Here is a 21,885-nt window from a genome sequence, read left to right as displayed (position 1 = left end):
CGACCGCTAAGGAGGAATAGACAGTATGCTAGAAACAACATTTGAACAAATTTTAACACAATTATCAAAGCCAGCTGTTCGTGCGCTAACGAATGAAAAAATCGACAGTGTGGATGAACTCTACGCACGAGGCCGAAAAGCGTTACTTTCGTTGCATGGCTTTGGTCCAAAGTCTATTCGAACTATTGAAGAGATGACTGGGAAAGAATTGAAGTAAAAAAAGGATCGCCGTTTAGAGGCGATCCTTTTTTTATTTACGTTTTTGTTTTCCAGCATTACGACCTTTATTGCCGTTTGCTTTTGGTTGGTTCGTTTTTTGCGTTACTTTGTTTGTTTCTTTTGGTGTCACATCCTTGATAGGAGTAACCACTTGTTTTGGTGGGTTATTTTTCAATTCTTCTTGTACTTGTTTTTTAATTCTTGGACGTAAGAGGATATTTGTGATGGCAGATTGAATACATGTGAAAATACCACCAACTACCCAGTAAAGCGCTACGCCTGCAGGTGAGCTAAAGGACATGAAAACAATCATTAATGGTGAAACAATCAGCATTGATTTCATTGTTTTCTTTTGTTCTTCAGGAATACCAATCATTGAAATATAACCTTGAGCTAAATAGGCTAAACCAGCTAATGCCACTAAAATCATATTTGGTTGCCCTAAATTCATTCCTAAGAAGCTTGCCGTGGCAATACCTTTTGTATAACGAGCAGCAAAGAACAGAGAAGAGAAAATAGGCATTTGAATTAATAAAGGCAAACAACCAATTCCGCCAACCATACTCACATTGTTTTCTTTATAAATCTTTTGTAGTTCTGCTTGTGCGGCCATTTGTTCTTCACGCGTACTTGCTTGTTTCATTTTTGCTTGTGCAACATCCACTTGGGGTTTGATTGCTTGCATTTTTTCCGTTTGGATAAAGCTTTTTTTCGATTGATGTAAGCCTAACGGTAAAATAATGATCCGTACAATAATGGTGATAAAAATAATCGCCCAACCATAGTTCCAATTAAAGTTATCGACAAGATAAGTAATTGCATTACTCATCGGTAAAACAAGGAAGTTATAGACAAAACCTTCACCAGTTGGTTGTCCATCTGCTCCTGTTTTCACACAGCCTGATAAAAACATTACTAAAAATAGTAAGCCAGAGCCGTAAAGCCATCGGTTTAATTTACGCATGTAATTCGGTCCTTTTCTAAAAAATTTTTACATGGTTAACTATACTTGAAACAGCGCTCTTTTTCAATCAAAATCGAAAAGAAGCTCTTACAAAAATCAATAAAAAGCAGGAACTACTTGCTGTTCAAGGCTTCTTCCCAAAGAAATCAATCGTTAGAAAGTAAGTTTATTGAATCACTTTAAATTGTTCCGTTTCTTCTAACAAAGGGTCTTCTTGAATATCAACATACGTTACACGTCCCGCTGGACTGGGGGAATCTTTGATTTTTTTGATAAATGTTTCCATTATGTCTTCAGGTGCAATTGCTGTGATTGAAACGGACCCGTCGTCTTCGTTCTTCACCGAACCAGTGACACCTAATTGATCTGCCACCATTTTTGTCATGTAGCGGAAGCCAACACCTTGGACACGTCCTTGTACATTCATTCTTAGTTTTTCCATGAGAGACACTTCCTTTGCTTTTTTCTTTATGATAGCGATTTTTCTTGGTTCTAGCAAGTATCCAAGCAAGCTAGAAGCATGCTATAATACAAAGGCGAGGTGACTTATGAAAGAAATTACATCAACGAAAAATAACCAATTAAAAGAATGGAAAAAATTACACAAAAAGAAGTACCGAGAAGAACTGAACCAATATATAATAGAAGGATTTCATTTAGTTGAAGAAGCTGTGAAGGCCAATGCCGATGTCCAGTGGATTTTGTTTAACCAAAGAGGTCAACAAGAATGGGGAACTTGGTTAGCTGAACAAGAAACAGAAAAATTAATTTTTGTTAGTGATGAGGTTTTAAATAGCTTGTCGGAGCTGCCAACTTCACAAGGAATTTTGGCAATTGTCACCTTGGAAACGCAACAAGAGCAGTCGCTTTCTTTTAAAGGTGGTTGGTTACTTTTAGATAATATCCAAGACCCTGGTAATGTTGGTACGATGATTCGCACAGCTGATGCAGCGGGTTTAGCAGGCGTGATTTTAGGTAAGGGCACAGCAGATATTTACAATACAAAAGTGTTGCGCTCAATGCAGGGAAGCCACTATCATTTACCAGTTCTCCAACGAGAGTTGACTGAAGTGGTTCAGGCATTCAAGAAGCAAGGTCTACCAGTTTTCGGTACAGAACTAAATGAAGCTGCGATTGCTTATTATGAACAAGAGGCAGTGGAAAATTATGCGTTGATTTTAGGCAATGAAGGTAGCGGGGTTTCGCCAGAATTGTTAGCAGAAACCACGAAAAATCTTTATATTCCAATGAAAGGTCAAGCAGAATCATTGAATGTCGCTATCGCAGCGGGTGTGTTAATGTTTTATTTTGAAAATAATCAATAACAGAAACGAGTGTCAAAAAATGCTGACTATCAAAAAGACAACCCAGTTAACAGAAAAAGAATTAGAAACCATTATGACTATTTGGCTGCAAACGAATCTAGAAGCTCATCCATTTGTCGCACCAACTTATTGGCAAGAAAATAAGGCATTTGTCCGCGCTGCGTTGCCAAAAGCAACACTGATCTTAGCGGAAGAAGAGGGTCAGATAATTGGGTTTTTAGGCTTAATGGATAACTATATCGCAGGAATTTTTATAAAAAAAGCGTTTCAAGGGAAGGGCATCGGTCAGAAATTACTTCAAGTAGCAAAAGAAGAACAGGACCTCTTATCTTTGGCTGTTTACAGGAAAAATCAAGCAGCTTATGCCTTTTATCAAAAACAAGGCTTTGTCCAACAAAAGCGAACCATCGATGAAACGGGAAACGAAGAATGTCATCTTGTTTGGCAAGCGCAGTAGGAGCGACATTTCTAGTTTTAAGGCTTGCTATTTTTCTGAAAATATCTTATACTGTTAAAGGTGTGATTTTCACACACGAAATCCACATTCTTTTCCATCTGCGAAGTGGTGCTACTACGGTAGTTCTTCAAGGAGTTGACGAAAAGAAGAGGAAAATAAAAACCAAACTGGAGGAAACACAACATGGCAGTAATTTCTATGAAACAATTACTAGAAGCCGGCGTACACTTTGGTCACCAAACTCGTCGCTGGAACCCAAAAATGAAGAAATATATCTTCACAGAAAGAAACGGTATCTACATCATTGACTTACAAAAAACAGTGAAATTAGTAGATGCAGCTTACGATTACATGAAAAACGTTGCAGAAGAAGGCGGCGTTGCTTTATTCGTAGGAACTAAAAAACAAGCACAAGAAGCAATCAAAGATGAAGCAATCCGCGCTGGTCAATACTATGTAAACCATCGTTGGTTAGGTGGTACGTTAACTAACTGGGATACAATCCAAAAACGTATTGCTCGCTTGAAAAAAATCAATGCAATGGAAGAAGACGGCACTTTCGAAGTTTTACCTAAGAAAGAAGTTGCTGGCTTAAACAAAGAACGTGAACGTTTAGAAAAATTCTTAGGTGGTATCGCTGATATGCCAAGAATTCCAGATGTAATGTACATCGTTGACCCACGTAAAGAACGCATTGCTGTTCAAGAAGCACACAAATTAAACATTCCAATCGTTGCAATGGTTGATACAAACTGTGATCCTGATGAGATCGATGTTGTAATCCCTTCAAATGATGATGCAATCCGCGCTGTGAAATTAATCACTGCTAAAATGGCTGACGCTTTCATCGAAGGTAACCAAGGGGAAGACCAAGCAACTGAAGAGTTATTCGTTGAAGAAACACCAGAAGCAACTTCAATCGAAGAAATCGTTGATGTTGTTGAAGGAAACAACGAATCAGCTGAATAATAATGATTACGGAGCTGTCTCAAAGGCTAGGCGACAAAAAGCCTGATTCTCCTTTGAGATAGCTTTTTTAAAAAGAATTGATAATATCCGAGGAGGACACAAATAATGGCAGACGTTACAGCTAAAATGGTAAAAGAATTACGCGATATGACTGGCGTTGGAATGATGGACGCTAAAAAAGCATTAGTAAAAGTAGAAGGCGACATGGAAAAAGCCGTAGACTTTTTACGTGAAAATGGTATGGCTAAAGCAGCGAAGAAAAATGACCGCATTGCGGCTGAAGGTTTAGCAAACGTAGCAACTGTGGGTAACGTTGCAGCAATCGTTGAAGTAAACTCAGAAACTGACTTCGTTTCTAAAAACGAAATGTTCCAAGATTTAGTTAAAGACATTGCGACTAAAGTTGCTGAAAACAAACCAGCTACGATGGAAGAAGCAATGGCTATTAAAACTGAAAAAGGCACAATCGAATCTGATTTAATCGAAGCAACAACTGTTATCGGTGAAAAAATCAGCTTCCGTCGTTTTGAAGTTGTCGAAAAAGCTGACAATGCTGCATTTGGCGCTTACTTACACATGGGTGGCCGTATTGCTGTATTAACAGTTATCGATGGCACAACTGACGAAGAAGTAGCGAAAGATGTTGCTATGCACATCGCGGCAATCAACCCTCGCTATGTCAACGAATCTCAAATTCCTCAAGAAGAATTAGAACACGAAAAAGCTGTGTTAACTGAACAAGCATTAAACGAAGGTAAACCAGCAAATATCGTTGAAAAAATGGTTGTTGGTCGTCTACAAAAATTCAAAGCAGAAATCGCTTTGGTTGACCAACCATTTGTTAAAGATCCAGATATGACTGTCGAAAAATTTGTTGCTTCTAAAGGCGGCGAAGTGAAATCATTCGTACGTTTTGAAGTTGGCGAAGGTATCGAAAAACGTGAAGATAACTTTGCGGATGAAGTAATGAGCCAAATGAAAAACTAAGAGCATCAAACGCTCGGTTGAAAAGCCGTGAATCATAAGTATCTAAACAGACAGCGATCCCCAAAGGAAGCTGCATAAATTGATTACTGCTTGATTCAAGGCAGTCTTTCAGCCATTTGGGAACGCATAACTTTGATATGCGCTCCCTTTTTTTAGGCAAAACCAGTGGATCGCACTGCTTGGTCTAAAAAATCATTTTGGTGAAAAGTCATCTAAATGAGGAATTGAATGATTTTTAGAGAATCTTGGAGGGAATTATGATGGTTAAACCTAAGTATCAACGTGTCGTATTAAAGTTAAGTGGAGAAGCGCTAGCCGGAGAAGACGGTTTTGGCATTAAACCACCAGTCATTAAAGAAATCGTCCAAGAAATTAAAGAGGTCCATGAATTAGGTATCGAAATGGCCATCGTGGTTGGCGGCGGAAACATTTGGCGTGGACAAATTGGTGCTCAAATGGGCATGGAACGTGCACAAGCTGATTATATGGGCATGTTAGCTACTGTGATGAATGCCTTAGCATTGCAAGATACATTAGAAAATCTTGGTGTGCCTACACGTGTTCAAACATCAATTGAAATGCGTCAAATTGCAGAACCATACATTCGTCGTCGTGCAGAACGTCATTTAGAAAAAGGCCGCGTTGTTATTTTTGCCGGAGGAACAGGAAATCCTTACTTCTCGACAGATACAACGGCTGCGTTACGAGCTGCAGAAGTAGATGCGGACGTCATCTTAATGGCGAAGAACAATGTTGATGGTGTTTATTCTGCAGATCCACGTGTGGATGAAACAGCGACAAAATTTGAAGAACTAACACATTTAGATGTTATTTCTAAAGGGCTGCAAGTAATGGATTCAACAGCAAGCTCATTAAGTATGGATAACGATATTCCTTTAGTTGTCTTTAACCTAAATGAAGCAGGAAATATCCGTCGTGCCATCCTTGGTGAAAATATCGGAACAACTGTAAGGGGGAAATAAAGAATGTCTAAAGAAGTTTTAGCAACAGCCAAAGAAAAAATGACAAAAGCGGAAGAAAGCTTACGCCGTGAATTAGGTCAAATTCGTGCTGGTCGTGCGAACGCAAGTCTATTAGACCGTATTCAAGTAGAATATTATGGTGCACCAACACCAGTTAACCAATTAGCAAGTATCAATATCCCAGAAGCACGTGTATTAATGATTACACCGTTTGACAAAAATTCTATCGCTGACATTGAAAAAGCTATTCAAATGAGTGATATTGGCATTAGCCCAACCAATGATGGAAATGTCATCCGTTTAGTGATTCCACAATTAACGGAAGAACGTCGGAAAGAATTAGCCAAAGACGTGAAAAAAGAAGCGGAAAACTCAAAAGTTGCTGTCCGTAACGTTCGTCGTGATGCAATGGATGAGTTGAAAAAAGCTCAAAAAAATGGCGACATCACTGAAGATGAATTACGTTCATTTGAAAAAGATGTTCAAAAATTAACAGATGATAGCATCAAAAATATCGATGCGATTACTGCTGAAAAAGAACAAGAACTTTTAGAAGTATAAAACCAATCACTAATAAAAATTATTGAATCCAGAGAAGCAAATGCTCTGGATTTTTTTGTATAGATGATGAAGGCGTATCTCAACGCTCTCTTTGCGAAAGTCATTCTAAAGTAATTATCCAAGAAAACGCTTTCTTGAATAAATTTTTTTATTCTACCAGAATTTTTTTCTTTGTGTAGGGAGGATCACTTAAAAATATAGAGAAACTTTGAAATATCAGCCTTTTAAAATTTTCCTTCACAAATTGAATCCTAAAATTTGATGATAAGAGTTGTTATTTTTAGCAATTGTAATTTGCGATTCATTCTCAATTAGGCTAAAATGAGTGAGAACGGAAAAACGATTAAAACAAGTTGGAGGGAATTGTACATGTCTGTGTTAGAAATCAAAAATTTACACGTATCAATTGAAGATAAAAAGATTCTAAAAGGAGTCGATTTAACAATTAATACTGGAGAAATCCATGCAATTATGGGACCTAATGGAACTGGTAAATCTACTTTATCAGCAGCAATTATGGGAAATCCTAACTATGAAGTCACAGAAGGAGAAATTCTATTTGACGGCGTCAACGTTTTAGATTTAGAAGTAGACGAACGCGCTCGCTTAGGCTTATTCTTAGCAATGCAATACCCAAGTGAAATTCCAGGGATTACCAACGCTGAATTCATGCGTGCAGCAATCAATGCAAAACGTGACGAAGACAACAAAATGTCAGTCATGCAGTTCTTAAAAAAATTAGATAGCAAAATGGAATTATTAAATATGCCTGAAGAAATGGCTGAGCGTTACTTAAACGAAGGTTTTTCTGGCGGCGAGAAAAAACGAAATGAAATTTTACAATTATTGATGTTAGAGCCAACGTTTGCCATTTTAGATGAAATTGATTCAGGCTTAGATATTGATGCGTTAAAAGTAGTTTCTAAAGGGGTTAATGAAATGCGCGGTGAGAACTTTGGTGCGTTAATTATTACCCATTACCAACGCTTATTGAACTATATCACGCCAGATGTTGTTCATATCATGATGGAAGGCCGCGTTGTGAAAACCGGTGGGGCTGATTTGGCAAAACGTTTAGAAACAGAAGGCTATGCTGGTATCAGCCAAGAATTAGGTATTGATTACAAAGAAGAAGCGTAAGGAGGACAAGATAAATGAAAAAAGTAAATCTAATGGATTATCTTGACGAAGTCACCGCTTTTTCACTAGAACATGAAGAACCAGCTTGGATGACTGAATTGCGAACAACGGCTTTAAGAAACGCTGACGAAAGTGAGTTACCACATATTGATCGTGTGAAATTTCATCGTTGGCCTTTATTAAATGTTCACATGGAAAGTTATGTGCCTTCTGAAGGAAATGTCGCAAGTTTTGATCAAATGAAAGACAATCCTTTAATTGTTCAACAAGGATCTTTTCATGCTTTTGAGCAATTGCCAGCCTCATTAGCGGAACAAGGGGTAATTTTTACAGACATTTTTACTGCTTTACAAGAGCACCCAGAATTAGTTAAAGAATACTATATGACTAAAGCCGTATTACCAGAAGAGGATAAGCTGACAGCAGCTCATGCAGCTTTCATGAATAGTGGCGTTTTCTTATACGTTCCTAAAAACGTAGTGATTGAAGAGCCCATTGAATCTTTGTTTATTCAGGATTCAGATAGCAACCAACCTTTCTTTAAACATGTTTTAATCGTTGCAGATAATCATAGTGAATTCAGTTATTTAGAACGTTTTCAATCAACTGGTCATCACGCAGAGAAAGCTTCTGGAAATATCGTTGTGGAAGTGATTGCGAAAGATGGCGCAAAAGTTAAATACTCAGCCGTGGATCAATTAGGGCAAACTGTAACGACTTATATGAATCGTCGTGGCTATATTATGCGGGATGCCTCTGTTGATTGGGCTCTAGGCGTCATGAATGATGGCGATGTTGTTGCTGATTTTGATTCTGATTTAGTTGGCGAAGGCGCTCATTCAGAAGTTAAAGTTGTTGCAATTAGTGCAGGTAAACAAACACAAGGCATCGACACACGAGTGACAAACAAAGCGCCACATTCAATTGGTCATATTTTACAACATGGAGTTATTCGTGAACGTGGTACTTTAACGTTTAACGGAATTGGCCACATTTTAAAAGGAGCAAAAGGAGCCGACGCACAGCAAGAAAGTCGTGTTTTAATGCTGTCTGATAAAGCTCGTGGTGATGCCAATCCAATTCTTTTAATTGATGAAAATGAAGTGACTGCCGGACACGCAGCCAGCGTTGGTCGAGTAGATCCAGAAGAAATGTATTATTTAATGAGCCGCGGCTTGCGTAAAGAAGAAGCGGAACGTTTGGTGATTCGTGGCTTCCTAGGTTCTGTCATTACAGCAATTCCAGTTAAAGAAGTACAAAATGAATTTGTAGAAGTAATCGAAGGGAAGTTAAACGCATGATGGATGCAGCAACCATTCGTCAATCGTTTCCTATTTTATTTCAAGAAGTTAATGATGAACCGCTAGTTTATTTAGACAATGCTGCGACAACCCAAAAACCAACGGCGGTGTTAGATGTTTTACGACATTATTATGAAACCGATAATGCCAATGTTCATCGTGGGGTGCACACGTTAGCCGAACGAGCAACAAAGGACTATGAAGCCTCCCGCGAAAAGGTTCGCCAATTTATCCATGCCAAAGAAACAGCGGAAGTTTTATTTACACGAGGAACAACAACCAGTTTGAATTGGATTGCCAAAAGTTATGGTGACTTGGCAGTTACAGCCGGGGATGAAATCGTCATATCTTACATGGAACATCATTCAAACATTATTCCCTGGCAACAATTAGCCAAACGTACAGGAGCCATTTTGAAGTATATAGACGTCACTGAAGACGGCTTTTTAGACATGGCAAGTGCACGTCAACAAATTACAGAAAAAACGAAAATTGTTTCGATTGCTCATGTTTCAAATGTGTTAGGGGTCATTAATCCAATCGAAGAATTAACACAATTAGCTCATCAAAATGGCGCTGTGATGGTGGTAGACGGCGCGCAAGCAGTTCCTCATATGCCTGTGGACGTTCAAGCCATCGATGCTGATTTTTATGCATTTAGTGGTCACAAAATGTGTGGACCAACTGGAATTGGTGTCCTTTATGGCAAACGTCATTTATTGGAACAAATGGAACCTGTGGAATTTGGTGGCGAAATGATTGACTTTGTTCATCTTCAAGAAAGTACTTGGAAAGAGCTTCCATGGAAATTTGAAGCTGGCACACCTAATATTGCTGGGGCAATTGCCTTAGGTGCCGCTATTGATTATTTAACTGAAATTGGTTTAGAGGCCATTCATCAACATGAAGCAGCCCTTGTTCACTATGTTTTGCCGAAGTTGCAAGCTATCGAGGGCTTGACGATTTATGGTCCACAGGATCCAAAAGACCACACAGGTGTGATTGCTTTTAATATTGAAGGTTTACATCCACATGATGTGGCTACAGCGTTAGATATGGAAGGGGTCGCTGTCAGAGCGGGTCACCATTGCGCGCAACCGCTATTAAACTATTTGAGCGTGCCAGCAACCGCACGGGTAAGTTTTTATTTATACAATACCAAAGAAGACGCAGATCGCTTAGTTGAAGCGATTAAAGCGACAAAGGAGTTTTTCCAGCATGGCACTTTCTAAATTAGATAACTTATATCGCCAAGTCATTTTGGACCATTCTAGCCACCCACATCACCACGGAACGCTAGATGCGTCTAGCCAAACAATTGAACTGAATAATCCTACTTGTGGAGATGTGATTGAACTGGATGTGGCCATTGAAAACGGTGTGATTAAAGATATCGCCTTTCAAGGAAGTGGCTGTTCAATCAGTACAGCAAGTGCTAGTATGATGACTGATGCGGTCTTAGGAAAAACAATCGCCGAAGCAACGGCCTTAGCAGAGGATTTCTCTCAACTTGTTCAAGGAAATGAAGTGGCCGAAGATGAAAAATTAGGCGATGCAGCAATGTTAAGCGGCGTAGCTAAATTTCCAGCTCGGATCAAATGTGCAACCTTGGCTTGGAAAGCCTTAGAGCAGGCTGTTGCTAATAACGGCCAAGGCGAAGCCGGTCATTTACATTGTGAAAAATAAAGAAAGGGTGACGACGAATTGAGTACAGTACCTGAATTAGAAGAATATAAATTTGGCTTTCACGACGATGTGGAACCAGTCTTTAGTACCGGAGACGGCCTAACAGAAGACGTCGTTCGCGAAATTTCTCGCGTGAAAGGCGAACCAGAATGGATGCTTGACTTCCGTTTAAAATCGTTAGAACAATTCAATAAAATGCCCATGCAAGAATGGGGTCCAGACCTGTCAGATATTGACTTTAGTAAAATTAAATATTACCAAAAACCGAGTGACAAACCCGCACGCGATTGGGATGATGTACCTGATAAAATCAAAGAAACCTTTGAAAAAATTGGGATTCCCGAAGCTGAGCGTGCTTATCTAGCTGGGGCTTCTGCTCAATATGAATCAGAAGTTGTTTACCACAACATGAAAGAAGAATTTGAAAAATTAGGCATCATTTTTACAGATACTGACTCTGCTTTAAAAGAATATCCTGACCTATTCAAAGAGTATTTTTCAAAACTTGTGCCGCCAACAGATAATAAACTGGCCGCTTTAAACTCAGCTGTTTGGTCAGGTGGAACCTTTATTTATGTACCAAAAGGCGTTCGAGTTGATGTACCATTACAAACATATTTCCGAATCAACGCTGAAAATACCGGCCAATTTGAACGGACCTTGATTATTGTCGATGAAGGGGCCAGCGTTCACTATGTTGAAGGCTGTACGGCACCCACGTATTCAAGTAACAGCTTGCATGCGGCCATCGTAGAAATTTTCACTAGAAAAGATGCCTATTGTCGTTATACCACTATTCAAAACTGGTCAGATAACGTCTACAACTTAGTAACCAAACGTGCTAAAGCTTACGAAGGTGCCACTGTCGAATGGATTGATGGGAACCTAGGAGCTAAAACAACCATGAAATACCCAAGCGTTTACTTAGATGGCAAAGGTGCCCGTGGCACGATGTTATCGATTGCCTTTGCTGGCGCTAACCAAATCCAAGATACTGGGGCCAAAATGATTCACAATGCGCCGAATACCTCTAGCTCAATTGTTTCAAAATCAATTGCTAAAGACGGCGGCGAAGTTAACTACCGTGGCCAAGTTACTTTTGGCAAAGACAGCGCAGGATCGATTTCCCACATCGAATGCGATACGATTATCATGGACGAAAAATCAAAATCAGATACGATTCCGTTTAACGAAATCCATAACAGCCAAGTCTCCTTAGAACACGAAGCCAAAGTTTCAAAAATTTCTGAAGAACAATTATATTATCTAATGAGTCGCGGCTTATCTGAAGCCGAAGCGACAGAAATGATTGTTATGGGCTTTGTTGAACCATTTACGAAAGAATTACCGATGGAATATGCGGTTGAGTTGAATCGGTTGATTAGTTATGAGATGGAAGGCTCTGTCGGCTAGTTTTTCACTCTACCAACAAAATAATCAACCAAAATAACAACGGAAAGCCAAACAAGAAACACACTAATCATGCTTCTTCAAAGAAAGTACAAATAAAAAAGCGATGACTCGAGAAGAAAATCTCTATGGAGTCATCGCTTTTTCTTATATTTTAGTTAAAAAATTATTTTACTAAAGGTTGAAGTAACTTGTTCCAGAAACTAATGAGTGGGCCAGCACCAAATGCACAAATAATTGTACCAATCCCAATTGGACCACCAGCAATAAAGCCAATTAATAGGACCAACAAATCTTGTGCTTTTCGAACAGAAGCATAAGGTTTGTTGATTTGTTGACAGATGGTTGGCGCAATCGCATCATAGGGGGACTCGCCTTGATCTGTAGCCATGTATAAGGCGCAGCCAAATGTAAAAATCAGGACTCCGACGAATAAAGAAAGTAGTTTGCCAATTGTTGAGCCTCCTAAACTATTGGCGTAAGGTTGAAGCCAAGTAGAAATCTGTTGAATCAAAATTCCTACTAAAAGCATATTTAAAATAGTTCCTAGACCAATGGCTTTTTTGTTTTTTAAATAGACATAGAATAAAATAAACGCATTGACAATAATTTGAAAAATGCCTAATTGCATACCAAACATCGAAGAAAGTCCGATATTCATAGCAGTGAAAGGATCAACTCCTAAACCTGCCACTCTTAAAGTGGATGCGCCAATCCCGATAATAACTAAACCAATTAAAATTAAAAGAACATTTTTGACTAGTTTCATGGTAAGCCTCCTGAATAGATTTTGTGTGTGATAGTACAAAGTCTGCAACAAAAATTCATAGAGAATTTTTGTTGCAGACTACTTTTTAACCAGCTCCGTGTTGGAACGAAGGGTATAGAGACATCCCGCCATCTACAAAGAGTGTTGTTCCGGTTACGTATGAGGATTCATCAGAAGCTAACCAAGCGGCCGCAGCAGCTACTTGATTTGGTTTACCAATAATGCCCATAGGAACCATGCTCGTTGTTTGTTTTAACTGTTCGGGATCGGAAAATTTTTCAGCATTAATAGGTGTGTTAATCGCTCCAGGTGCAATACAGTTGGCACGAATACCATATTCCGCATATTCCAAAGCGATTGTTTTCGTGAACATTTCGGTTGCGCCTTTACTTGCCGCATAGTGAGCGAACGTTGGCCAAGGAATTCTTTGGTGAACGGAGGACATATTAATGATTGACCCTTTGATTTTTTGATCTCTAAATATTCGGAGTGCCTCTCTAGAACCCAAAAAGACACCGTTTAAATTGACATTAATGACACGTTGCCATTCTTTTAATGGCATATCAATTGTCGGAAAAGAAGCCTCCACACCGGCGTTATTTACCCAAATGTCAACATGACCAAACTCTTTTAAAGCGGTTTCAGCTAACGCTTTAATATCCTCTTCATTAGAGACATCAGCCTTCACGAATTTTACGCGGTCTGCGTGCTTGGCTTGGACATCTTCAAATTCTTTAGGCAGCTCACCGACATAGTCAGCAACAACATTCATGCCCTCTAAGATATAACGCAGAGTAATAAATAATCCTAAACCCGTAGCTGCACCAGTGACAACGGCCACTTTACCATGTAATTCTCCATACATTGATTCATTCCCCCTAAAATTACTATTAATACTTTCATGGTAGCACATGTCAATCAGCGTGTTGATAAAATACGACAAACTGTCGGAAAAGTTTATGGTCTAAAGTTAGCTACTATTGTTGAAGGTCTTTAAAAAAATACTGGTCGTAGTAATCAATTCCTCTCATTTATAGAGTTTTCTAAAAAAACACAAAATATCTAGGCGAAGTGGTCAAGTCCAATGGTTATTTATGAGTGAATATGCTAAAATAAAACTTGTCTTACATAAGGAAAGATTTGTTCACTAACAGTGGCGACTGTTCTCAGTAAACAGTTGCACTGGTTTATCGGGAAGGGAACAGAGCAAGTTTTACGAGACTTTCCCATGTAATAATAAAAAGCACTGAACGTCAGTGAATGAAGGAAGAAGGACATCTATGAAAACAATTATCACATTCATTATTGTCTTCGGTATTCTTGTCCTCGTACATGAATTTGGCCACTTTTATTTTGCAAAACGAGCGGGTATTTTAGTTCGTGAGTTTGCAATCGGAATGGGACCAAAGATTTTTGCGCATCGTGGAAAAGATGGCACCACTTATACGATTCGCTTATTGCCAATTGGTGGCTATGTGCGAATGGCTGGGATGGGCGAAGACATGACAGAAATCACACCAGGTATGCCTCTATCTGTTGAGTTAAATGCCGTGGGTAATGTGGTTAAAATTAATACAAGTAAAAAAGTACAATTACCTCATAGTATTCCGATGGAAGTCGTTGATTTTGATCTTGAAAAAGAATTATTCATCAAGGGCTATGTCAATGGAAACGAGGAAGAAGAAACCGTTTATAAAGTTGACCATGATGCAACGATTATTGAAAGTGATGGAACCGAGGTGCGGATTGCGCCACTTGACGTTCAATTTCAATCAGCGAAATTATCGCAACGCATTTTGACGAACTTTGCGGGACCCATGAATAACTTTATCTTAGGGTTTATTCTGTTTACGTTAGCGGTCTTTCTACAAGGAGGCGTTACTGATTTAAACACGAATCAAATTGGACAAGTGATTCCTAATGGCCCAGCCGCAGAAGCTGGGTTGAAAGAAAATGATAAAGTCTTATCGATTAATAATCAAAAAATCAAAAAATACGAAGATTTTACAACCATTGTGCAGAAGAACCCCGAAAAGCCGTTAACGTTCGTAGTTGAGCGTAACGGCAAAGAAGAGCAACTAACAGTGACACCAGAAAAACAAAAAGTGGAAAAACAAACGATTGGTAAAGTCGGCGTTTATCCTTATATGAAAACCGATTTACCGTCAAAATTGATGGGCGGTATTCAGGATACTTTAAATAGTACGACACAGATTTTTAAAGCACTCGGCTCACTATTCACAGGCTTTAGTTTAAACAAACTAGGTGGGCCAGTCATGATGTTTAAGTTATCGGAAGAAGCATCCAATGCTGGAGTAAGTACAGTTGTATTCTTAATGGCCATGTTGTCAATGAACTTAGGGATTATTAATTTGTTGCCGATCCCAGCTTTAGATGGCGGGAAAATTGTCTTAAACATTATTGAAGGTGTACGTGGAAAACCAATTAGTCCTGAAAAAGAAGGCATCATTACGTTAATTGGCTTTGGGTTTGTCATGGTGTTAATGGTGTTAGTTACTTGGAACGATATTCAACGCTTTTTCTTTTAAGGAGAAAGCTTAAGTAAAAAAGTGTGTAAAGAAATCAAAAATAGTTGATTTTAAAATAGAGGAGAGTTTTAATGAAACAGTCAAAAATGTTAATTCCAACGTTAAGAGAAGTACCAAATGATGCAGAAGTCTTAAGTCATCAAATTCTGTTGCGCGCAGGCTATATTCGTCAAGTCGCTGCAGGGATCTATTCTTATTTACCTTTAGCCAATCGTGTTTTAGAAAAATTAAAAACGATTATGCGAGAAGAATTTGAGAAAATTGATGCAGTTGAAATGTTAATGCCTGCGTTATTACCAGCAGAACTTTGGAAAGAATCAGGCCGTTATGAAACTTATGGACCTAACTTGTATCGCTTAAAAGATCGCAATGACCGTGACTATATCTTAGGCCCAACGCATGAAGAAACCTTCACAGAATTAATTCGTGATGAAATCAATTCTTACAAACGATTACCTTTGAATTTATACCAAATTCAAACAAAATATCGTGATGAAAAACGCCCTCGTTCTGGCTTATTAAGAGGCCGTGAATTTATCATGAAAGATGGCTATTCTTTCCATGCCGATGAAGCTAGTTTAGATCAATCATACCGTGATTACGAAAAAGCTTACTCACGCATTTTTGAACGCTGTGGACTAGAATTCCGTGCCATTATTGGGGACGGTGGTGCCATGGGTGGTAAAGATTCTAAAGAATTTATGGCGATTTCTGAAATTGGGGAAGATACTATTTGTTATTCAACAGAAAGTGATTATGCTGCCAATTTAGAAATGGCAACAAGTCTTTATACGCCGAAAAAATCACATGAAACACAATTAGATTTAGAAAAAATTGCAACACCAGAAGTGGGTACAATTGCCGAAGTGGCAAACTTCTTTGAAGTTGAGCCACAACGAATTATTAAATCAGTACTATTTATTGCCGATGAAGAGCCAGTAATGGTCTTGGTTCGTGGCGATCATGATGTCAATGATGTCAAATTGAAAAACTTCTTAGGCGCTGATTTCCTAGATGAAGCAACAGAAGAAGATGCTCGCCGTGTCTTAGGAGCTGGCTTTGGTTCAATTGGTCCAGTCAATGTTTCCGAAGATGTTAAAATTTATGCAGATTTAGCTGTTCAAGATTTAGCCAACGCCATTGTTGGGGCTAACGAAGATGGCTATCATTTGACAAATGTAAATCCAGATCGTGATTTCCAACCAATTAGTTACGAAGATTTACGTTTTGTTCAAGAAGGCGATCCTTCTCCTGATGGCAATGGTGTCTTAGCCTTTACTAAAGGAATCGAAATTGGTCATATCTTTAAATTAGGAACGCGTTACAGTGATGCTATGGGCGCAACAGTTTTAGATGAAAACGGTCGTGAAAAATCAGTGATCATGGGTTGCTATGGCATCGGCGTTAGTCGTTTACTTTCAGCAATCGTTGAACAAAATGCAGACGAGCGCGGTATTAATTGGCCAACAGGAATTGCGCCATTTGATTTACACGTGGTCCAAATGAATGTGAAAGATGAGTACCAAACAAAACTATCACAAGAAGTTGAAGCAATGATGACCGAAGCGGGCTACGAAGTATTAGTTGATGACCGCAATGAGCGCGCAGGCGTAAAATTTGCTGATGCTGATTTAATTGGTTGTCCAATCCGTATCACAGTCGGTAAAAAAGCAGTCGATGGTGTGGTAGAAGTCAAAATCAAACGTACTGGTGAAATGTTGGAAGTACGCAAAGAAGAATTAGAAAGTACACTTTCTATTTTGATGAACACAACATCAGAAGTGGAATAATAATGAAAAGGGCGGACAGAATGATTAGGATAAACTGTTTCCGCCACTTATCAGCGTTTAAGCTTGAAGCAAAAATCTAAAGTGATTTTTGCTTCAAGCTCTTCTTAGCTCTTTTTAGAAAAGAAACAAGATTGTTTTTTTACAAAAAACGAGTATACTTAATAGAGAAGCGAATGCAGAGAAACCGAAAAAAGGCACTTGACAGATTTGTCTGAGGGCCTTTTTTCAATGATAGAAGGAGGTTCATTTTGTGACAGAAAAAGCACGCGATTTATTTGATAAACTGATGACGCAAATTCAGTTAGATGACACAGCGAAAGAACATCCCTTAATTCAAAATGGCCGGATTGACAAGGTCATTGTTCACCAACAAAGTCGCTTATGGGAATTTCATTTAAGTTTTGATGAATTGATGCCAGTGATGCTATATCAAACATTTATGCAACAATTGGAACTAGCTTTTCAACAAATTGCGCAGGTTTCCGTTCAAATAACCACAAATCAGACAACATTTACAGAGGAACAATTAACGGATTATTGGCAGTTGGCCTTGTTAAATAGTCAATGCAATACGCCGTTAGTTCAGAAAGTCTTAAAAACACAGACACCACAATTTGAAGATCGGAAAATTATCTTACCTGTTGATAATGAAGCAGTTATTCCTTATTTGAAGCAACAATATTTACCAATTATTGAGGAACTTTATTTCTCTTACGGGTTTCCTAAATTTCATATTGAACCAAAAATGGATCAACAGCAAGCTGCAGAAGTGCTGAAAAAGTTTGAAGAGCAAAAATTAGAACAAGCCGCAGCCTTTCAACAACAAGCTGCTGAATCGCTTGTTAAACATGAACAAATGAAAAAAGAAAAACAACAACAAGCGCCTGCGTTTGATGGTCCAATTCGTTTAGGTCGGAATATTCCCAATGATGAACCCATTATGCCAATGGGAAACATACTGGAAGAAGAACGTCGGATAACGATTGAAGGCTTTATTTTTGATAAAGAAGTGCGTGAATTGCGTTCTAAACGAAAAATTTTAATTTTGAAAATTACTGATTATACTTCCTCTTTCGTGGTGAAGAAATTTTCGAATGGGGAAAAAGATGAACAAGTTTTTGATGCGATTCAACCGCAAAGTTGGATTCGTGTTCGTGGTAGTGTACAAGAAGATACCTTCATGCGTGATTTAGTCATGAATGCTCAAGATTTGATGGAAGTCGCCCATGCGCCAAGAAAAGACTACGCGCCAGAAGGTGAAAAACGTGTAGAATTACACATGCATAGTAACATGAGTACAATGGATGCGACCAATAAAGTCGGTGACTTGGTGGCGCAAGCGGGGAAATGGGGGCACAAGGCCATCGCAATTACGGATCATGGCGGCGCCCAAGCGTTTCCTGATGCCCATGCTGCAGGTAAAAAAGCAGGCGTTAAAATTTTATACGGCGTGGAAGCCAATATTGTTGATGATGGTGTACCTATTGCTTACAACGAAGAACATATTGAATTAACAGATGCTACCTATGTGGTCTTTGACGTGGAAACAACGGGGCTTTCCGCTGTTTATGATACCATTATTGAATTGGCCGCAGTCAAAATGCACAAAGGAAATGTCATTGAGACTTTTGAGCAGTTTATTGATCCTGGCCATCCATTATCTCAAACGACGATCAATTTAACTGGGATTACAGATGAAATGGTGCGCGGCTCAAAGTCCGAAGAAGAAGTTTTACGCATGTTTAAAGAGTTTTCAGAAGGAACTATTTTAGTGGCCCACAACGCTTCTTTTGATATGGGGTTCTTAAATACAAGTTATGGCAAACATGGAATACCTGAAGCGGCTAATCCCGTCATCGATACATTAGAATTATCCAGATTCTTGTATCCACATTTCAAAAGCCATCGTCTAAATACCTTATCGAAAAAATTTGGCGTCAACTTAGAACAACATCACCGCGCCATCTATGACTCGGAATCAACAGGTCATTTGTGCTGGATTTTCTTAAAAGAAGCGAAAGAGAATCATGATATGCATTTCCATGATGATTTGAATCGTCATATTGGCGAAGGAGATTCATACAAACGAGCTCGACCTTTCCATGCAACGATTTTAGCAACAACTCAAGCAGGATTAAAAAATCTTTTTAAATTGATTTCGATGTCCAATGTAGATTATTTTTTCCGAGTACCACGGATTCCTCGTTCGCAATTATCGAAGTTAAGAGAAGGACTTTTAATCGGTTCCGCATGTTCAAACGGCGAAATTTTTGAAGCAATGATGCAAAAAGGTGTCGAAGAAGCAAAAAATCGTGCCAAATTCTACGATTATATTGAAGTTATGCCCAAACCAGTTTACGCGCCATTAATTGAACAAGAATTGGTGAAAAATGAAGCAGATTTAGAAGAAATTATTAGTAATCTAGTGAAAATCGGTGACGAACTTGGCAAGCTGGTTGTCGCCACTGGAAATGTTCATTATTTAAATGAAGAAGATGCCATCTATCGGAAAATTTTAGTCGGGTCTATGGGTGGCGCTAATCCGTTAAATCGCCATAGTTTACCAAAGGTTCATTTCCGAACCACCGATGAAATGTTAACGGAATTTCAATTTTTAGGACAAGATGTCGCTAAGCGAATTGTAGTAGAAAATCCCAACAAAGTCGCTGATTTATGTGAAGAAGTTATTCCAGTAAAAGACGATTTGTATACGCCAAAAATTCCTGGGTCTGAACAAGAAATCACTGATTTAAGCTACAATCGTGCGCGCGAATTGTATGGCGATCCTTTACCAGAAATTGTCGAAAAACGGTTAGAAAAGGAACTGAATTCGATTAACGGGAATGGTTTCTCGGTTATTTATTTAATTTCTCAAAAACTGGTGCATAAAAGTAATGAAGACGGCTATTTAGTCGGTTCACGGGGCTCTGTCGGTTCGAGTTTTGTTGCGACAATGACAGGGATTACTGAAGTAAATCCTTTAGCGCCACATTATTATTGTCCTGAGTGTCAATATTCTGAGTTCTATGAAGATGGTTCCTATGGTTCAGGGTTTGATATGCCTGAAAAAGCCTGTCCAAAATGTGGGGCTCGATTGTTTAAAGATGGTCACGATATTCCTTTTGAAACGTTCTTAGGGTTCCATGGCGACAAAGTTCCCGATATCGATTTGAACTTTTCTGGCGATTATCAAGCCGAAGCCCATAACTACACGAAAGTTCTTTTTGGTGAAGAATATGTCTACCGGGCAGGAACCATTGGTACAGTAGCCGACAAAACAGCGTATGGCTTTGTTAAAGGATATGAAAGAGATCATAATTTACATTTGCGTGGTGCTGAAATTGATCGCTTAGCCAAAGGTTCAACAGGGGTTAAACGGACGACTGGGCAGCATCCCGGCGGTATTATTGTAATTCCTGATTACATGGATGTTTATGACTTTACGCCAATCCAATACCCTGCAGATGATCAAGAGGCAGAATGGAAAACGACGCACTTTGATTTCCATTCCATTCACGATAATATTTTAAAACTTGATATTCTAGGACATGATGATCCGACCGTGATTCGGATGTTACAAGATTTATCTGGGATTGAGCCAAAAACCATCCCAACAGACGATCCAGAAGTGATGCGTATTTTTGAAGGACCTGATGTTCTAGGTGTGGATGCAGAGCAAATTTATTCTAAAACAGGAACTTTAGGAATTCCTGAATTTGGGACACGTTTCGTTCGAGGTATGTTAGAACAGACCCATCCATCAACTTTTGCAGAATTACTTCAAATTTCTGGACTGTCTCACGGAACCGATGTGTGGCTAGGGAATGCAGAAGAGTTGATTCGCCGTGGCGAAGCCAATCTTGCTGAAGTAATTGGTTGTCGGGATGATATCATGGTTTATTTAATTCATGCTGGTTTGGACAGTGGGATGGCCTTTAAGATTATGGAAACGGTACGTAAAGGACAATGGAATAAGATTTCTGATGAACTACGGGATACGTATTTAAATGCGATGAAAGAAAACAACGTCCCTGACTGGTATATTGATTCTTGTTCTAAAATTAAATATATGTTCCCGAAAGCCCATGCGGCAGCATACGTATTAATGGCGTTGCGGGTCGCTTACTTTAAAGTTTATTTCCCAATCTTATATTACTGTGCATTTTTCTCCGTTCGGGCGGATGACTTCGACTTAGTGGCAATGTCACAAGGGAAAGAAGCTGTGAAAGCACGAATGAAAGAAATTACGGACAAAGGGATGGACGCCTCCACTAAAGAGAAAAACTTATTAACGGTTTTAGAATTATGTAATGAAATGTTGGAACGGGGCTATAAATTTGGCATGATTGATTTGTACAAATCAGATGCTGAAAATTTTGTGATTGAAGGGGATACCTTGATTGCACCTTTCCGAGCAGTGCCAAGTTTAGGCCTCAACGTAGCGAAAGCCATTGTCGCTGCGCGAGAAGAGCAACCGTTCTTGTCGAAAGAAGATTTGGCAACACGAGGTAAAGTTTCTAAAACATTGATTGAATACATGAATGAAAATGGTGTCTTAAAAGACTTGCCAGATGAAAACCAATTATCATTATTTGATATGTTATAAAAGAAAAATCTCTTAGAAAAAGGCTGGTGAAGCAACTTATTCACCGGCCTTTTTTAGTCATCAAATAAATTAGAAAATCATTGCTAGAAGCGTTTTAATTACTTATTAAAAAGCCATCTTTATTTAATTATGTTGAGCTTGTGCATAAAAAGTAAAATGCTTATGATAA

General features: G+C 38.9%; 19 protein-coding genes. 15 read left to right on the top strand and 4 right to left on the bottom strand.

Annotation, left to right across the window (positions count from 1 at the left end):
* The first annotated feature begins 25 nt into the window (after nucleotides 1–25).
* Nucleotides 26–217 (top strand): DNA-directed RNA polymerase subunit alpha C-terminal domain-containing protein, encoded by a 192-nt coding sequence (locus tag IGL42_RS09335; protein ID WP_002356753.1) that lies wholly within the window; start codon nucleotides 26–28, stop codon nucleotides 215–217.
* A gap of 33 nt (nucleotides 218–250) precedes the next feature.
* On the opposite strand, the gene yidC is transcribed toward IGL42_RS09335, so the two are convergent.
* Nucleotides 251–1,183 carry a membrane protein insertase YidC gene (gene yidC / locus IGL42_RS09330; RefSeq protein ID WP_002356755.1) on the bottom strand — a complete coding sequence of 311 codons (933 nt, stop codon included), beginning with the start codon at nucleotides 1,181–1,183 and terminating at the stop codon, nucleotides 251–253.
* A 166-nt stretch (nucleotides 1,184–1,349) separates the two neighbouring features.
* Entirely contained in the window at nucleotides 1,350–1,625 is a 276-nt protein-coding gene (locus IGL42_RS09325; protein WP_002356756.1) for an acylphosphatase, read from the bottom strand.
* Between the two features lie 106 nt (nucleotides 1,626–1,731).
* Between IGL42_RS09325 and IGL42_RS09320 the strand changes: the two genes are divergently transcribed.
* The 11 genes from IGL42_RS09320 to sufB all read left to right on the top strand — a co-directional run bounded on the left by IGL42_RS09320 (nucleotide 1,732) and on the right by sufB (nucleotide 12,005).
* Nucleotides 1,732–2,508, top strand: coding sequence for a TrmH family RNA methyltransferase (locus IGL42_RS09320; RefSeq protein ID WP_002356757.1), 777 nt, complete (start codon nucleotides 1,732–1,734; stop codon nucleotides 2,506–2,508).
* Nucleotides 2,509–2,527: 19 nt separating this feature from the next.
* Complete coding sequence (locus IGL42_RS09315; RefSeq protein ID WP_010710612.1) at nucleotides 2,528–2,965, top strand: GNAT family N-acetyltransferase; 438 nt, start codon at nucleotides 2,528–2,530, stop codon at nucleotides 2,963–2,965.
* Nucleotides 2,966–3,148: 183 nt separating this feature from the next.
* Nucleotides 3,149–3,934 (top strand): 30S ribosomal protein S2, encoded by a 786-nt coding sequence (rpsB, locus tag IGL42_RS09310; RefSeq protein WP_002356759.1) that lies wholly within the window; start codon nucleotides 3,149–3,151, stop codon nucleotides 3,932–3,934.
* A 105-nt stretch (nucleotides 3,935–4,039) separates the two neighbouring features.
* Complete coding sequence (gene tsf / locus IGL42_RS09305; RefSeq protein ID WP_002356760.1) at nucleotides 4,040–4,921, top strand: translation elongation factor Ts; 882 nt, start codon at nucleotides 4,040–4,042, stop codon at nucleotides 4,919–4,921.
* 260 nt (nucleotides 4,922–5,181) lie between these two features.
* The gene (pyrH, locus tag IGL42_RS09300) at nucleotides 5,182–5,904 is read left to right on the top strand and encodes a UMP kinase (RefSeq protein ID WP_002356761.1); all 723 of its coding nucleotides are present in this window, start codon (nucleotides 5,182–5,184) and stop codon (nucleotides 5,902–5,904) included.
* 3 nt (nucleotides 5,905–5,907) lie between these two features.
* Complete coding sequence (gene frr / locus IGL42_RS09295; RefSeq protein WP_002356762.1) at nucleotides 5,908–6,465, top strand: ribosome recycling factor; 558 nt, start codon at nucleotides 5,908–5,910, stop codon at nucleotides 6,463–6,465.
* Nucleotides 6,466–6,834: 369 nt separating this feature from the next.
* Nucleotides 6,835–7,605: a Fe-S cluster assembly ATPase SufC gene (gene sufC, locus IGL42_RS09290; RefSeq protein ID WP_002356763.1), complete on the top strand. Its 771-nt coding sequence runs from the start codon at nucleotides 6,835–6,837 to the stop codon at nucleotides 7,603–7,605.
* A 14-nt stretch (nucleotides 7,606–7,619) separates the two neighbouring features.
* Entirely contained in the window at nucleotides 7,620–8,906 is a 1,287-nt protein-coding gene (gene sufD, locus IGL42_RS09285) for a Fe-S cluster assembly protein SufD (protein WP_002364433.1), read from the top strand.
* Nucleotides 8,903–10,138 carry a cysteine desulfurase gene (locus IGL42_RS09280; RefSeq protein WP_002400835.1) on the top strand — a complete coding sequence of 412 codons (1,236 nt, stop codon included), beginning with the start codon at nucleotides 8,903–8,905 and terminating at the stop codon, nucleotides 10,136–10,138. The genes sufD and IGL42_RS09280 overlap by 4 nt, the downstream gene beginning before the upstream one ends.
* Nucleotides 10,125–10,592, top strand: coding sequence for a Fe-S cluster assembly sulfur transfer protein SufU (gene sufU, locus IGL42_RS09275; protein ID WP_002411117.1), 468 nt, complete (start codon nucleotides 10,125–10,127; stop codon nucleotides 10,590–10,592). The genes IGL42_RS09280 and sufU overlap by 14 nt, the downstream gene beginning before the upstream one ends.
* An 18-nt stretch (nucleotides 10,593–10,610) precedes the next feature.
* Entirely contained in the window at nucleotides 10,611–12,005 is a 1,395-nt protein-coding gene (gene sufB / locus IGL42_RS09270) for a Fe-S cluster assembly protein SufB (protein WP_002356769.1), read from the top strand.
* Between the two features lie 163 nt (nucleotides 12,006–12,168).
* Here the strand turns inward: sufB and IGL42_RS09265 are convergent, their stop codons facing one another.
* Nucleotides 12,169–12,771 (bottom strand): YczE/YyaS/YitT family protein, encoded by a 603-nt coding sequence (locus IGL42_RS09265; RefSeq protein ID WP_002389010.1) that lies wholly within the window; start codon nucleotides 12,769–12,771, stop codon nucleotides 12,169–12,171.
* Between the two features lie 85 nt (nucleotides 12,772–12,856).
* Nucleotides 12,857–13,636 (bottom strand): SDR family oxidoreductase, encoded by a 780-nt coding sequence (locus IGL42_RS09260; protein ID WP_010710611.1) that lies wholly within the window; start codon nucleotides 13,634–13,636, stop codon nucleotides 12,857–12,859.
* Between the two features lie 415 nt (nucleotides 13,637–14,051).
* On the opposite strand from IGL42_RS09260, the gene rseP reads away from it, so the two are divergent.
* The 3 genes from rseP (at nucleotide 14,052) to IGL42_RS09245 (ending at nucleotide 21,716) form a co-directional block, all read left to right on the top strand.
* Nucleotides 14,052–15,320: an RIP metalloprotease RseP gene (gene rseP, locus IGL42_RS09255; protein WP_002362168.1), complete on the top strand. Its 1,269-nt coding sequence runs from the start codon at nucleotides 14,052–14,054 to the stop codon at nucleotides 15,318–15,320.
* A gap of 71 nt (nucleotides 15,321–15,391) precedes the next feature.
* On the top strand, nucleotides 15,392–17,110 hold the full coding sequence (locus IGL42_RS09250; RefSeq protein WP_002359769.1) for a proline--tRNA ligase: 1,719 nt from the start codon (nucleotides 15,392–15,394) through the stop codon (nucleotides 17,108–17,110).
* A gap of 250 nt (nucleotides 17,111–17,360) precedes the next feature.
* A complete protein-coding gene (locus IGL42_RS09245) occupies nucleotides 17,361–21,716 on the top strand; it encodes a PolC-type DNA polymerase III (protein WP_010710610.1) in 4,356 nt (1,451 codons plus the stop codon).
* Nucleotides 21,717–21,885: the final 169 nt, after the last annotated feature.

Source organism: Enterococcus sp. DIV0712, from assembly GCF_050554855.1.
GTDB classification, from domain to species: domain Bacteria; phylum Bacillota; class Bacilli; order Lactobacillales; family Enterococcaceae; genus Enterococcus; species Enterococcus faecalis.
The sequence above is the reverse complement of the archived record's forward strand: the minus strand, read 5'-3'. Positions and strand labels throughout refer to the sequence as shown.